Raw genomic sequence first — 12,680 nt, 5'->3', positions numbered from 1 at the left:
CACAGGATGCCTCTGCCGTCACTCCAGTTGCGAATATCCGCCCCAGCCGGAGCCGATGAGGGTGTTGGCCTTGAGCCTGCCCGTTCCGTCTCCTGGATACAGGTAGAGGTTGCCCGCCGCGTTGCGCGCGACGATGTCGACGTGCTTGTCTCCGTTGTAGTCGACGCCGCCGGTGAATGCGGTGAACGAACCCCAGCCTGCTCCGACGGCTACCCGCGCGCTGAAGCGACCTCCGAGACCGCGGTAGAAGTAGAGCGTGCCGTCCTTGGGCACTGCCATGATGTCGCCGATGCCGTCGCCGTTGAAATCGCCGCCGGCGATGAACTTCATGGTGTCCCACCCGCTGCCGACGGTGATGCGCGGCCCGGAGAGCGTTCCGCTGCCGTCGCCGCTGTAGATGGTGAGAACGCCGCTCGCCGATACGCCGAGCACATCCTGAAGGCCGTCGCCGGAGTAGTCCGCGCCCGACGCCACGTGCAGCATGTCGTACCACCCGAGTTCGAGGCGGTCGTACCGGTCGAAGCCGCCGCCGGCGCCTCCGGCGTAGTACTCGAGCAGGCCGTCGCTGCGCACAGCGAGCATGTCGGCCCTGCCGTCGGCGTTCAGATCGGTGTGCGTCAGATGGCGGTAGAGGCCCCACCCACTGGTGATGACCGAGGCAGGAAGCAATCCCCCGCTGCCGTTGCCGGCTAGGAGCTGGAGATCGCTGTCGCCGGCGATGCCGAGCAGGTCGGCCTTGCCGTCACCGTTGAAGTCGGCCGAGGACACCGGCGAGATCGGCACAGTGCGCAGACCCGGGAACACCAGGGGAAGAGGCTTGCCGCGCGTGACGGTGGACAGGCAGACGAACCCGTTGTTGACCGCGGTGTACACGGATCCGTTCCGCCACACCTCGAAGTGCAGGTGGGCGCCCGTCGAGTTGCCGGTGCTCCCGACGACCCCGATCTGCTGGCCGCGCACCACGCGCACGCCCGGGGCGACGGACCCTTGCGAGACCATGTGCGCGTACCGCGTGACGTATCCGCCGATGTGCTGGATGTCGACGTAATAGCCGTAGCCGCTGCTGTACGCGCGCGTCTTGATGACGCCGTCGTACGCGGCGAGGATGGGCGTGCCGCCCTGACCGGAGATGTCGATGCCGTCATGACCTGGCCTGCTCGTGCCGCGGCATCCGTCCCCCACCCTGGATTGGATGGTGCCGGATGCCGGGTAGACCATCTGCCCGTCCGTCGCCGCCGACGCCGGAGCCGCCGTCGTGAGCGAGGGGATGATCCCGATGAGGACGGCCACCGTCGCGAGCATGGCGAGGCCCGTGAAACGCCAACGGGGCATCCGCTTCATCTCGAGTGTCCTCCGCCTCGGCCGGCCCCGGCGGGCGCAACAGTATCGAAGGTCACCGTATCAGCGCCTCGACGTTCCGGGCGGACGGCTCAACGCGAGATGCTGTATCGATACGGTCGGTTCTCCGCGCTCAGAACCGACGCAACTGATACGGCATCCTCAACGACGGCATCCTCAGCGACGGCAAGCCCGCGGCGCGCGTCACCGAGCGGCGGATGCCGGAGCCGAGACGAGCTCCTCCTCCGTCGTCAGCCCACGGCCACCGCGGAACCGCGCGGCCGGATGCGACTCCGCGACCCGCGGCCCTGCCCCGTGCACGCGCTCGCGCAGCGTCTCGCCGGGCGTGTACGCCTCGCGCAGTCGTCCGCGCCGCCGCAGTTCGGGCACCGCGTGCTCGATGAAATCCTTCGCGGTGTCGTACGAGTGGTACTGCACAAGATTGATGCCGTCGATGTCGTGATCGTCGAGCCAGCTCTCGATCTCGTCGGCGACCTCAGTCGCCGAACCCACAGCCATGAACGGTTTGCGGTGGAAGCCCTTCATGTTCTTCAAGAAGTCCGCGATCGTCACATCCTGCGGCAGGAACGCCGCCTGCACGTCGTCACCCCGGCCCTCCCTTCGCAACGCCTCGCCGATCGTGATGTCGCTGTCGTGGGCGGTCGGGTCGAACGGCAGGCTCGCATGCGCGAGGACGCCGTCGATGCTGGCGTACTCCTCGTACTCTGCCAGTTTCCGCTCGGCCTCGGCTCGCGTCGCAGCCACGATGACCGTCGCACCGACGACGAACTTGATCGCATCGCGCGGCCGCCCCTGACGCTCCAGCTCGTCACGAATGCGACCGATCGTCCCGCTCACCTGCTCGAAGGACGTTCCGCCGGTGAAGATGAGCTCTGCGTGGCGGCCGGCGAACTCGATGCCGCGCGATGACTGCGTCGCCTGGATGAGGAACGGCGTCCGCTGCAGAGACGGCGACGACAGGTGCGGGCCGGCGACCGAGAACCGCGGTCCCTCGTGATCGATGTACCGGATCTTCGACGGATCCGCATAGACGCCTCGCTCGCGATCCTCGATCACGGCGTCGTCATCCCACGACCCCTCCCACAGCTTGTAGAGCACGTCCAGGTACTCATCAGCGATCTCGTAGCGGGTGTCGTGATCGACCTCTCCCGTCAGCCCGAAGTTCCGAGCGGCATTGGGCAGGTACGAGGTGACGATGTTCCATCCGACCCGACCCTTGGTGAGGTGATCGAGCGTCGACATCCGCCGGGCGAATGCGAACGGCGGCTCGTAGGTCGTCGAGAACGTGATGCCGAAGGCGAGGTTCTTCGTCACGGCCGCCATCGCCGGCACTACGAGCATCGGGTCGTTGCTGGGGATCTGCAGCCCCTCACGTATCGCCGTCTCCGGCCCGCCGCGGAACACGTCGTACGCGCCGATCACATCGGCCAGGAACACGGCGTCGAACCCGCCCGCCTCGAGCAGCTGCGCCAGCTCGGTCCAGTACTCGATGTCGTTGAACCGGGTGCGGCTGTTGCCGGGAAGCCGCCACAGGCCATGCGTGATGTGGCTGACGCAGTTCATCTCGAACAGGTTGAGGATGAGACGCTTCGGATCAGACATGGCGGGGGATGCTCCTTCCGAGCCCGCCGCATGCGAGCCGAGGTCGATACTGCCGCCCGCGCAGGCGCAGCACCCGTCTCATGACGAAATGCTCCGCGACATGACGAACTGTGACGCTTCGCGGCGTCGCATGACGCGGCCCCTTCCCACGGCGCGAAGACCTCGCCATGCTCGGTCTCGTTCCGTTGGGCAGCATCCAGCGCCCACCAGCATCTGAGACATACGGCATCCACGAAAGGCATCCGCACGATGACCACTCACCGCACCCGCAGACTCGCTCCGATCGCAGCGATCGCAGCCGCCGCGATGATGGCACTGACCGCCTGCGGCACGTCGTCGGCTGCCACCCCGGCGGCAGACGCCGAGCGGGTCGATGGCGGCACCATCGTTTACGCCCACCAGCAGGAGCCGCAGTGCCTCTTCGGCGGCTGGATCGAGCAGGCGTACATCTCGTACCAGTTCATCGACAACCTCGTCTCGCTCGATGAGGACGGCGAGGTCGTCCCGTGGCTCGCCGACAGCTGGGAGGCGTCCGCCGACGGACTCACCTACACGCTGAAGCTCAAGGACGGCGTGAGGTTCACCGACGACACCCCGGTCGATGCCGAGGCCGTCGCCTACAACTTCGACTACTGGGTCGCCGGCGGCAACAGCACGGCCGCCGTCTGGCTCGGCGGATATTACGAGTCGGCCGAGGCGCTCGACGACCTGACGGTCGCCATCCACCTGAGCAAGCCCTACACGCGTTTCCTCGAGAACCTCAGCCAGTCGTACTTCGGCATCCAGTCGCAGCACGCGCTCGAGACCAGGACAGACGAGGAGAACTGCGAGCAGCCGATCGGCTCGGGTGCTTTCAAGGTCAAGGAGTGGAACCGCGGCGAGAACGTCCTGCTCACCCGCAACGACGACTACACCTCGCCGCCGGCCAACGCCAAGCACACCGGCGCTGCATACGTCGACGCGATCGACTGGCGCTTCGTCGCCGACGGCGTGACCCGTGTCTCGGCTCTCCGCTCCGGCGAGGCCGACGCGATCTACGACGTCCCGGCCCTGGAATGGGCGGGCCTCGAGAGCGAGGAGTGGGACCTGCTCAAGTACGTCACGCCAGGCCGCCCGCAGCAGATCTCGTTCAACACGACGCGCGCGCCGTTTGACGATGAGAGCCTGCGCAAGGCCTTCATCTACAGCCTCGACCGCAAGACGATCGTCGAAACCATCGGCCACGGTGTGATCCCTTACGAGGGCAACGGCGGCGTGAGCCAGGCGACGCCGGGCTACAGCGAGAAGGCCGCGGACTTCTACGACTACGACCCGGACGAGGCGAACAGCCTGCTCGACGAGGCCGGATGGACCGACCGCGACGCCGACGGATACCGCGTCAAGGACGGCAAGACCCTCGACGTCGTCTTCCCCTACAACGCCGGAACGATCATCAACGCCGACGGCGCAGCGATCTTCCAGGCCGTGCAGGAGCAGGCGAAGGCGACCGGGTTCAAGGTGAAGCTCATCCCGGTGCCGCCGTCCGAGACCTGGGCGGGCAAGTACGCCGGCCCCGACACCTACGACATCTCGGCGGGGTACTGGACGTCGGTCAACGCCGGCATCCTCTACATCAACTGGCGTCAGAGCACCGAGGACAACCCGAACTTCTCCAACAGCGCCTTCTACAACGACCCGGAGCTGGAGCAGATCATCCTCGATGCCAACTCGACCGCTGACATCGACGAGCAGAACGCGCTCTACGAGCAGGCGCAGGAGTACATCGCCGAGCACGCCACGGCCTTCGGCCTCTACGACCGGCTCAGCACTCTCGGTGTCAGCCCGCACCTGCGGGACGTCTGGCAGGAGAACGCACAGGGAGGACCGACGTTCTATGACGCGTACTTCGTCGAGTGACGTGATTCAGAATCCGGATGCCGGGGTGGGGGCCCCGGCATCCGGTGGGGGCGCCGCGGCGGTTCCGGGCAAACCGGCACGGGATGCCGCCACCGCCGCCCGCCGCCGGTCTCAACAGGCCCGGCGCATCGTCTCCCGCCTGATCGGAGCGGTGGTGGTGCTCTGGGGTGCGGCGACCGCCGCCTTCCTCGCCCAGGTCGCCCTCCCCGGGGACAGGGCCACGGCGATCCTCAACATCCGCACCGGTCAGGCGCAGGAGCGTACGCCGGACGAGCTGGCCCCGATCATCGAGGCCTACGGGCTCCACGACCCGGTCCTCGTGCAGTACCTGCACTACATCACCGGTCTTCTGCGAGGCGACCTGGGGACGTCGTACCAGCAGTTCCGGCCGGTGTGGGACCTGATCGGCGAGCAGCTGGGGGCGACGTTCGTCCTCAGCCTGGTCGCGATCGCGCTGGCCTGGGTGATCATGGTCGTCTGGGTCACCCTCACCGCCGGACGCAGCCGCCGAGTGAGCGCATTCGGGTCGATCGCCGACACGGTCGCCGCAGCTCTCCCGCCGTACTGGCTCGGCATTCTGCTGCTGCTCGTCTTCGCCCTGAACCTGCGCTGGTTCCCTGTGATGGGCGGCACCGGCATCATCGGCATCGTTCTGCCGGCGCTCACGCTGGCCATTCCGCTCGCGGGCTTCATGGGGCAGTCCGTGCGCGCCGAGTACGAGCGGGCGCTCGAGCAGCCGTTCGTGCTGAGCGCGCGGATGCGCGGCATGGGCGACCTGCAGATCCGGCTTCGGCACGTACTGCGCCACGCATCGCTGCCGGCGGTGACGCTGACCGGCTGGGCGATCGGAGCGACGATCTCGGGCGCCGTGATCGTCGAGCAGATCTACTCCCGGCCGGGAATAGGGAAGACCCTGGTCTCCGCGGTAGGGGCGCAGGACCTTCCTGTCGTCACCGGAATCGTGATCATGGTCGCGCTGGCGTACGTACTGGCGAACCTGCTCGTCGACGTCGTCTACACGCTGATCGACCCGCGATTGGAGAAGTCATGACCGACACCGCACCGGTTCTGACCACGACGGCCACCGAGCGCCGTCGGGTCGACCCCGGCCTCGTCGTCGCGATCGTGCTGACCGCGTTCTTCGCGCTCGCCGCCATCGTCCCTTCGCTGCTGGCAACCGCCGAGCCCACGGCGCAGAGCTTCGCCGACGCCCTGCGGCCGCCATCGTTCGACCACTGGTTCGGAACGGACGAGTCCGGCCGCGATCTGTACAGCCGGGTGATCTTCGGCACCAGGGAGTCGCTGCTGATCGGCATCGGCGCCGCGGGGATCGCTCTGGTCGTGGCGCTCGTCCTCGGTTCGCTGGCAGCGCTCGGCGACCGGTTCACCTCGGCGATCGTCAACCGCGGCATCGAGGTCGTCTTCGCCTTCCCCATCCTGCTGCTCGCGCTGCTGCTCGTGTCGATCCTGGGAGCCTCGGCCTGGACCCAGGTCATCGCGGTCGGCGTCAGTACAGCGCCGGGGTACGCGCGCATGGTGCGAGGTCAGATCCTCGCCGCCAAGAACGCCGGATACGTCGAAGCTGCGCGGGCCCTCGGGCACAGTCGTCGCCGCATCCTCGCCAGGCATGTGCTGCCGAACGCCGTCCGCCCCCTGGTGGCTGTGTTCACGATGGCCGTCGGGCAGTCGATCGTCTGGGCATCCGGTCTCGCGTTCCTCGGCCTCGGTGTCGCACCGCCGTCGTCGGAGTGGGGCGCCCTGCTCGACGCCGGACGCGCATACATCCTGCAGGCGCCGTGGCTCACCTTCGTCCCCGGACTCGTGATCCTCGTCCTCGCGCTGACGGCCACGTCGCTCGGAAAGCACATCCAGAACAGCCTCGAGAAGGGCGAATGACATGACCATCGTGGAAGAAACAGCACCGCCGGTCGAAACTCGAAAGGCTCCACGCCTGAGCGTGCGCGATCTGCGGGTCGGATTCGCCAAGGGCGGTCAGACGCGCCGGGTCGTGCACGGGGTCACGTTCGACCTCGGGCCGGGACGCTGCGTCGCGATCGTCGGAGAGTCCGGATCGGGCAAGAGCGTCACAGCGCGCACGCTCGTGGGGCTGACGGGCGCGGATGCCGTCGTGGAGGCGGCCGCGATCATGCTCGGCGATGCCGATCTGACCGCGCAGACCGACCGCACCTGGCGCGGCATCCGGGGTCGGCGAATCGGATTCGTCCAGCAGGATGCCCTCGTCTCGCTCGACCCGCTGCGCCCGGTGGGTGCGGAGATCGGCGAGGCGCTGCGCCTGCACGGCTGGAACGATCGCGTCGCCCGCAGACGCAAGGTCGTCGAGCTGCTCGCGAGCGTCGACGTCCCGAACCCCGAACTTCGTGCCAGCCAGCGACCTGGAGAGCTCTCCGGCGGCCTGCGCCAGCGGGCCCTGATCGCATCGGCGCTGGCACTCGACCCCGAGGTCATCATCGCGGACGAGCCGACCACCGCGCTCGACGTCACAGTGCAGGCTCAGGTGCTCTCGCTGCTGCACGACGCGAAGGTGCGCGGCACCTCGATCATCCTGATCAGCCACGATCTGTCCGTGGTCGCCAACCTCGCCGACGACATCCTCGTGATGCGCGGTGGCGAGGTCGTCGAGCAGGGGGATGCCGCGGCCGTCCTGGCCGTTCCTCAGCATCCGTACACGCAGAGCCTGGTCGATGCGGTACCCGGCGGGCACACCCGAGGGGAGCGCCTCGCGCCTCAGGCCAGTACGGTGCCGAACCTGCACCTCGCCCGCGCTCACAGTGCCGATCAAGGCGCTGTCGATCAAGGCGCAGGCGGGCGCGGCGAGCCCGTGCTCGAGGCGCGCGATCTCGTGAAGAACTTCGTCACGCCGGATGGCCGACTCACCCGGGCGGTCGATCACGTCTCGTTCGCCCTGCATCGGGGCGAGACCCTGGGGATCGTGGGGGAGTCCGGGTCGGGCAAGAGCACGACGGCGCGCATCGCGCTGGCCCTCGAGACGGCGGATGCCGGTGAGGTCGCGCTGCTCGGCCGGCCGTGGTCGGCGGTCTCAGAGCCGCGGCGTCGGGCGCTGCGGCCGCGGATCGGTGTCGTCTATCAGGACCCGCTGAGCTCATTCGACCCTCGCTGGAACGTCGAGCGGATCCTGCTCGACGCGATCCCGGCCGATCTCGGACTGAATCGGGCTCAGCGGGCGCAACGGGTGCGTGACCTGCTGGCGCAGGTGGCGCTTCCCGCTGCCGTCGCCGAGAGGTTCCCGCTGCGGCTGTCCGGCGGTCAGCGCCAGCGCATCGCGATCGCGCGGGCGCTCGCCACGTCGCCCGAGATCCTCGTCCTCGACGAGGCCGTCTCCGCACTGGACGTCTCCGTGCAGGCCCAGATCCTCGACCTGCTGGTCGACCTGCAGGACGAGTACGGCCTCAGCTACCTCTTCATCTCGCACGACCTCGGAGTCATCCACCACATGAGCGACCGTGTGCTGGTGATGAAGGACGGCGTCGTGGTGGAAGAGGGGGAGTCCGACCAGATCTTCCACGCACCCGCGCACCCGTACACGCAGGAGCTGGTCGCGTCGCTGGCGAGATTGGAGGGCTGATCTCTTCTCCAGCGCAGAAGATCGCGTGAATTTCACACGCTGATTGGTGCGAGAACGGCTTCTTCTTGCCCAAGAGTGGACGTATCGCCACCGTCCGCACAGCAAAGGAAGAATCATGACCGCCTACCAAGACGACATCGACGCCATCCAGGCTCTCAAGGCAGAGGCCGGGTCCAGCTGGGACGCGATCAACCCGGAGTCGGTCGCCCGCATGCGTGCGCAGAACCGTTTCAGGACCGGGCTCGAGATCGCCCAGTACACCGCAGACATCATGCGCCGAGACATGGGCGAGTACGACGCGGACCACTCGGTCTACACGCAGTCGCTCGGTGTCTGGCACGGCTTCATCGGTCAGCAGAAGCTCATCTCGATCAAGAAGCATCTGAAGACCACCAACAAGCGCTACCTGTACCTGTCAGGGTGGATGGTCGCCGCCCTCCGCTCCGAGTTCGGGCCGCTTCCCGACCAGTCGATGCACGAGAAGACCTCGGTGCCGGCCCTCATCGAAGAGCTGTACACGTTCCTGCGTCAGGCTGACGCCCGCGAACTCGACCTCCTCTTCACGCAGCTCGACGACGCCCGCGCGGCCGGCGACGACACGGCAGCGGAATTCATCCAGTCGCAGATCGACAACTACGAGACGCACGTCGTGCCGATCATCGCCGACATCGACGCCGGCTTCGGCAACCCCGAGGCGACGTACCTGCTGGCCAAGAAGATGATCGAGGCCGGTGCGTGCGCGATCCAGATCGAGAACCAGGTCTCGGACGAGAAGCAGTGCGGCCACCAGGACGGCAAGGTCACCGTGCCGCACGAGGACTTCGTCGCGAAGATCAACGCGGTCCGCTACGCATTCCTCGAGCTCGGCATCGAGAACGGCGTGATCGTCGCCCGTACCGACTCGCTCGGCGCCGGCCTCACGCAGAAGCTCGCCGTCACCAGCACTCCCGGTGACCTCGGCGACCAGTACAACTCGTTCCTCGACGTCGAGGAGATCGACGGCGCCGACCTGGGCAACGGCGATGTCATCATCAAACGCGACGGCAAGCTGCTGCGTCCGAAGCGCCTGGCGAGCAACCTGTACCAGTTCCGGGCGGGCACCGGAGAGGACCGTGTCGTGCTCGACTGCATCACCTCGCTGCGCAACGGCGCCGACCTGCTGTGGATCGAGACCGAGAAGCCGCACGTCGAGCAGATCGCCGGCATGGTCGACCGCATCCGCGAGGAGATCCCGAACGCGAAGCTCGTCTACAACAACAGCCCGTCGTTCAACTGGACGCTCAATTTCCGCCAGCAGGCGTACGACCTGTTCGAGAAGGAGGGCAAGGACGTCTCGGCCTACGACCGCAGCGCACTCATGAGCGTCGACTACGACGAGACCGAGCTGGCGCAGCGCGCTGACGAGATGATCCGCACGTTCCAGCGTGACGGCTCGGCCCGCGCCGGCATCTTCCACCACCTCATCACGCTGCCGACGTACCACACGGCCGCGCTGTCGACGGATGACCTGGCCAAGGGCTACTTCGCCGAAGAGGGCATGCTCGCCTACGTCAAGGGGGTGCAGCGCCGCGAGATCCGCGAGGGCATCGCGACCGTCAAGCACCAGAACATGGCGGGCTCCGACATGGGCGACAACCACAAGGAGTACTTCGCGGGGGATGCCGCTCTCAAGGCCGGCGGCAAGGACAACACGATGAACCAGTTCAGCTGATCGCTCGCGATCACGGAGGGGTCTCGGCGCTGCCGGGCCCCCTCCGTCGCATTCACGCCCGCCGGTAGCGGATGTGCGTCGCCAGGGGTGAGTGCAGCACTTCGACGGGCTCGAAGTCGAACCGGCTGCCGTCGAAGATGCGCTCGCCCGACCCCAGCAGCACAGGAGCGATGTCGAGGGTGAGTTCATCGATGACCCCGGCATCCAGTGCCTGCCGGACGGTGGATGCACCCCCGGCGATGTCGACGCCGCGCTCGCCCGCGACCTCCAGCGCCTGAGTGTAGGCCGCGTCGAAGCCGTCGGTGACGAAGTGGAACGTGGTCCCGCCCTCCATCGCGATCGGTTCGTGCGCGTAGTTCGTGAGCACGAACACCGGGGCATGGTAGGGCGGTTCATCGCCCCACCATCCGCGCCAGTCCTCATCCCACTCGCCGCGGATGGGGCCGAACATGTTCCGCCCCATGATGTACGCGCCCCTGGGACGCATGAGCCAGTCCGCCGCGACGGCGTCGGCGTCGGTCGCTCGCTCGTCTCCGATGTGCCAGCGATGCAATTCGATCCCTCGGACACCGAGGGGATCGTCGCGACTCTGGCTCGGGCCGGCGACGAACCCGTCGAGTGAGATCGACATGTGGCAGGTGGTGTCCGGCATCCGTTGCCCTTTCGTCGGTGCGCACAATCTAGCCGATCCGAGCATCGGGGGAATAGTTGCTTTTGCGCGACAGTTGACCATGAGCAACTAAAGCCTTATAGTTGACCGGTATCAACTTTCCTATTCAGGAGCACTCCCACTTTGACTCACTCTTCCTCCTCCGTTCCGGAGACCCAGCGCTCAGCGCGCGAGGTCTTCACCGCGATCTCCGGCCTCGTCGTCGGCATGTTCGTCGCCGTGCTCTCGGGCACCGTCGTGTCGACATCGTTGCCCGTCATCATCGCCGATCTCGGCGGCACCCAGTCGCAGTACACCTGGGTCATCACCGCGAGCCTGCTGGCGACAGCCGTCTCGACCCCGATCTGGGGCAAGCTCGCCGACCTCGTCGACCGCAAGGTCCTCGTGCAGATCTCGCTCATCCTGTTCACGGTCGGCACGGTCATCGCCGGCTTCTCGACCGACACGAACATGCTCATCGCGGTGCGCGTCGTCCAGGGCATCGGCGTCGGCGGCCTCATGTCGCTGGTCATGATCGCCGTGGCCCTCATCATCTCGCCGCGCGAGCGCGGCAAGTACATGGGTGTCGTGGGTGGCATCATGGCGCTCGCCACCATCGGCGGCCCGCTGCTGGGCGGACTCCTCACCGACGCCTGGGGCTGGCGAGCCAACTTCTTCGTCGGTGTTCCGTTCGCGATCGTCGCGCTCGTCCTGCTGCAGTTCACCCTGCACCTGCCGAAGCCGCAGAAGGCGAAGGTGTCGATCGACTACTTCGGCATCGTACTCCTCGCGGTCGGTGTCTCCACGCTGCTGATCTGGGTGTCGATGGGCGGCAGCCAGTTCGAGTGGGACTCGTCGACGAGCATCACCCTCGCGATCGTCGCCGGTGCCGCCATCGCCGCCTTCATCGCGGTCGAGTTCTTCGTGAAAGAGCCGATCGTGCCGATGTCGCTGTTCCGCAATCGAACGTTCACGCTGTCCGTCGTCGCGTCGATCGCCATCGGCGTCTCGATGTTCGCGACCTCGGTGTTCCTCGCGCAGTACTTCCAGCTGGCGCGTGGCGCCACGCCCACCGAGTCGGGTCTCATGACCATCCCGATGATCGTCGGCCAGATGGGCGCTTCGATCATCATCGGCCAGCTCGTGAGCCGGTTCGGCAAGTGGAAGGGCTGGATGCTCCTGGGCTCCGTGCTCACGACCGTCGGCGTCAGCCTCATGGCGACGCTGCGCTACGACACCCCGTTCACGCTCGTCGCCGTGTACATGTTCGTGCTCGGCGCCGGCCTCGGCATGGTCATGCAGAACCTCACCCTGATCGTGCAGAACGACACGCCCCCGACGCAGCTGGGCGCCGCGTCCTCGAACGTCAACTTCTTCCGCACCATCGCCGGCACCATCGGCGTGACGATCATGGGATCGCTCATGTCGACCAGCGTCGCGGACTATGTCAAGGGTGGCCTGTCGACGTTCACCCCGACCAGTCCTGAGGAGATCGAGGCTCTGAAGCACCTGGCATCCGGCAACGTGCCGAAGGTCAATGAACTGCCCGATGCCATCCGGACGGTCGTCGAGAGCGCGTACGGCCACGGCATCGCGGACTCGTTCATCATCGCCATCCCGCTCGCCGTCATCGCGATCTTCGCGATCGCGTTCATCAAGAACAAGCCGCTGTCGACCAAGAACGCCGCCGAGCAGCTGCGCGATCAGGCCGAGGAATCGGCGATCGCAGTCGGCGAGGCCGAGGTCGGCGCGACGACGGCGACCGGCAGCATCCGGATCGCGAACCTCGAGAACGCGAGCCCGTCGACGAGTTCGGTGACGGTGCTCGAGCGTGAAGATCGGGAACGAGGCGACTGAGC

Annotated in this window: 9 protein-coding genes; 6 read left to right on the top strand and 3 right to left on the bottom strand. The window is 67.0% G+C overall.

Annotated features, from left to right (window positions below):
• Window positions 1–18: 18 nt before the first annotated feature.
• A complete protein-coding gene (locus tag KHB019_RS13880; protein WP_337459237.1) occupies window positions 19–1,332 on the bottom strand; it encodes a VCBS repeat domain-containing M23 family metallopeptidase in 1,314 nt (437 codons plus the stop codon).
• Between the two features lie 210 nt (window positions 1,333–1,542).
• Window positions 1,543–2,961, bottom strand: coding sequence for an NtaA/DmoA family FMN-dependent monooxygenase (locus KHB019_RS13875; RefSeq protein ID WP_337459236.1), 1,419 nt, complete (start codon window positions 2,959–2,961; stop codon window positions 1,543–1,545).
• A gap of 249 nt (window positions 2,962–3,210) precedes the next feature.
• Between KHB019_RS13875 and KHB019_RS13870 the strand changes: the two genes are divergently transcribed.
• The 5 genes from KHB019_RS13870 (at window position 3,211) to KHB019_RS13850 (ending at window position 10,172) form a co-directional block, all read left to right on the top strand.
• Window positions 3,211–4,857 (top strand): ABC transporter substrate-binding protein, encoded by a 1,647-nt coding sequence (locus KHB019_RS13870; protein ID WP_337459235.1) that lies wholly within the window; start codon window positions 3,211–3,213, stop codon window positions 4,855–4,857.
• Entirely contained in the window at window positions 4,835–5,908 is a 1,074-nt protein-coding gene (locus KHB019_RS13865; RefSeq protein ID WP_325472022.1) for an ABC transporter permease, read from the top strand. Before KHB019_RS13870 ends, KHB019_RS13865 begins: the two co-directional genes overlap by 23 nt.
• Entirely contained in the window at window positions 5,905–6,753 is an 849-nt protein-coding gene (locus tag KHB019_RS13860; protein ID WP_230103788.1) for an ABC transporter permease, read from the top strand. The genes KHB019_RS13865 and KHB019_RS13860 overlap by 4 nt, the downstream gene beginning before the upstream one ends.
• 1 nt (window position 6,754) lies before the next feature.
• Window positions 6,755–8,461, top strand: coding sequence for an ABC transporter ATP-binding protein (locus KHB019_RS13855; RefSeq protein WP_337459234.1), 1,707 nt, complete (start codon window positions 6,755–6,757; stop codon window positions 8,459–8,461).
• A gap of 115 nt (window positions 8,462–8,576) precedes the next feature.
• The gene (locus tag KHB019_RS13850; protein WP_337459233.1) at window positions 8,577–10,172 is read left to right on the top strand and encodes an isocitrate lyase; all 1,596 of its coding nucleotides are present in this window, start codon (window positions 8,577–8,579) and stop codon (window positions 10,170–10,172) included.
• Window positions 10,173–10,224: 52 nt separating this feature from the next.
• Here the strand turns inward: KHB019_RS13850 and KHB019_RS13845 are convergent, their stop codons facing one another.
• Window positions 10,225–10,824, bottom strand: a complete 600-nt coding sequence (locus KHB019_RS13845) for a dihydrofolate reductase family protein (RefSeq protein WP_325472019.1) — start codon at window positions 10,822–10,824, stop codon at window positions 10,225–10,227.
• Window positions 10,825–10,965: 141 nt separating this feature from the next.
• Between KHB019_RS13845 and KHB019_RS13840 the strand changes: the two genes are divergently transcribed.
• Window positions 10,966–12,678 (top strand): MDR family MFS transporter, encoded by a 1,713-nt coding sequence (locus KHB019_RS13840; RefSeq protein WP_337459232.1) that lies wholly within the window; start codon window positions 10,966–10,968, stop codon window positions 12,676–12,678.
• The last annotated feature ends 2 nt before the right edge of the window (window positions 12,679–12,680 follow it).

It is taken from the genome of Microbacterium sp. KHB019, from assembly GCF_037285405.1.
GTDB lineage: Bacteria > Actinomycetota > Actinomycetes > Actinomycetales > Microbacteriaceae > Microbacterium.
This window is presented reverse-complemented; position numbering and strand designations above follow the sequence as displayed.

What these genes read in the sequence shown, in the direction of transcription:
- KHB019_RS13865 (WP_325472022.1), top strand. Translation starts at nt 4,835, where the DNA reads ATGACGCGTACTTCGTCGAGTGACGTGATTCAGAATCCGGATGCCGGG.
- KHB019_RS13880 (WP_337459237.1), bottom strand. Translation starts at nt 1,332, where the DNA reads ATGCCCCGTTGGCGTTTCACGGGCCTCGCCATGCTCGCGACGGTGGCC.
- KHB019_RS13845 (WP_325472019.1), bottom strand. Translation starts at nt 10,824, where the DNA reads ATGCCGGACACCACCTGCCACATGTCGATCTCACTCGACGGGTTCGTC.
- KHB019_RS13875 (WP_337459236.1), bottom strand. Translation starts at nt 2,961, where the DNA reads ATGTCTGATCCGAAGCGTCTCATCCTCAACCTGTTCGAGATGAACTGC.
- KHB019_RS13870 (WP_337459235.1), top strand. Translation starts at nt 3,211, where the DNA reads ATGACCACTCACCGCACCCGCAGACTCGCTCCGATCGCAGCGATCGCA.
- KHB019_RS13855 (WP_337459234.1), top strand. Translation starts at nt 6,755, where the DNA reads ATGACCATCGTGGAAGAAACAGCACCGCCGGTCGAAACTCGAAAGGCT.
- KHB019_RS13850 (WP_337459233.1), top strand. Translation starts at nt 8,577, where the DNA reads ATGACCGCCTACCAAGACGACATCGACGCCATCCAGGCTCTCAAGGCA.
- KHB019_RS13860 (WP_230103788.1), top strand. Translation starts at nt 5,905, where the DNA reads ATGACCGACACCGCACCGGTTCTGACCACGACGGCCACCGAGCGCCGT.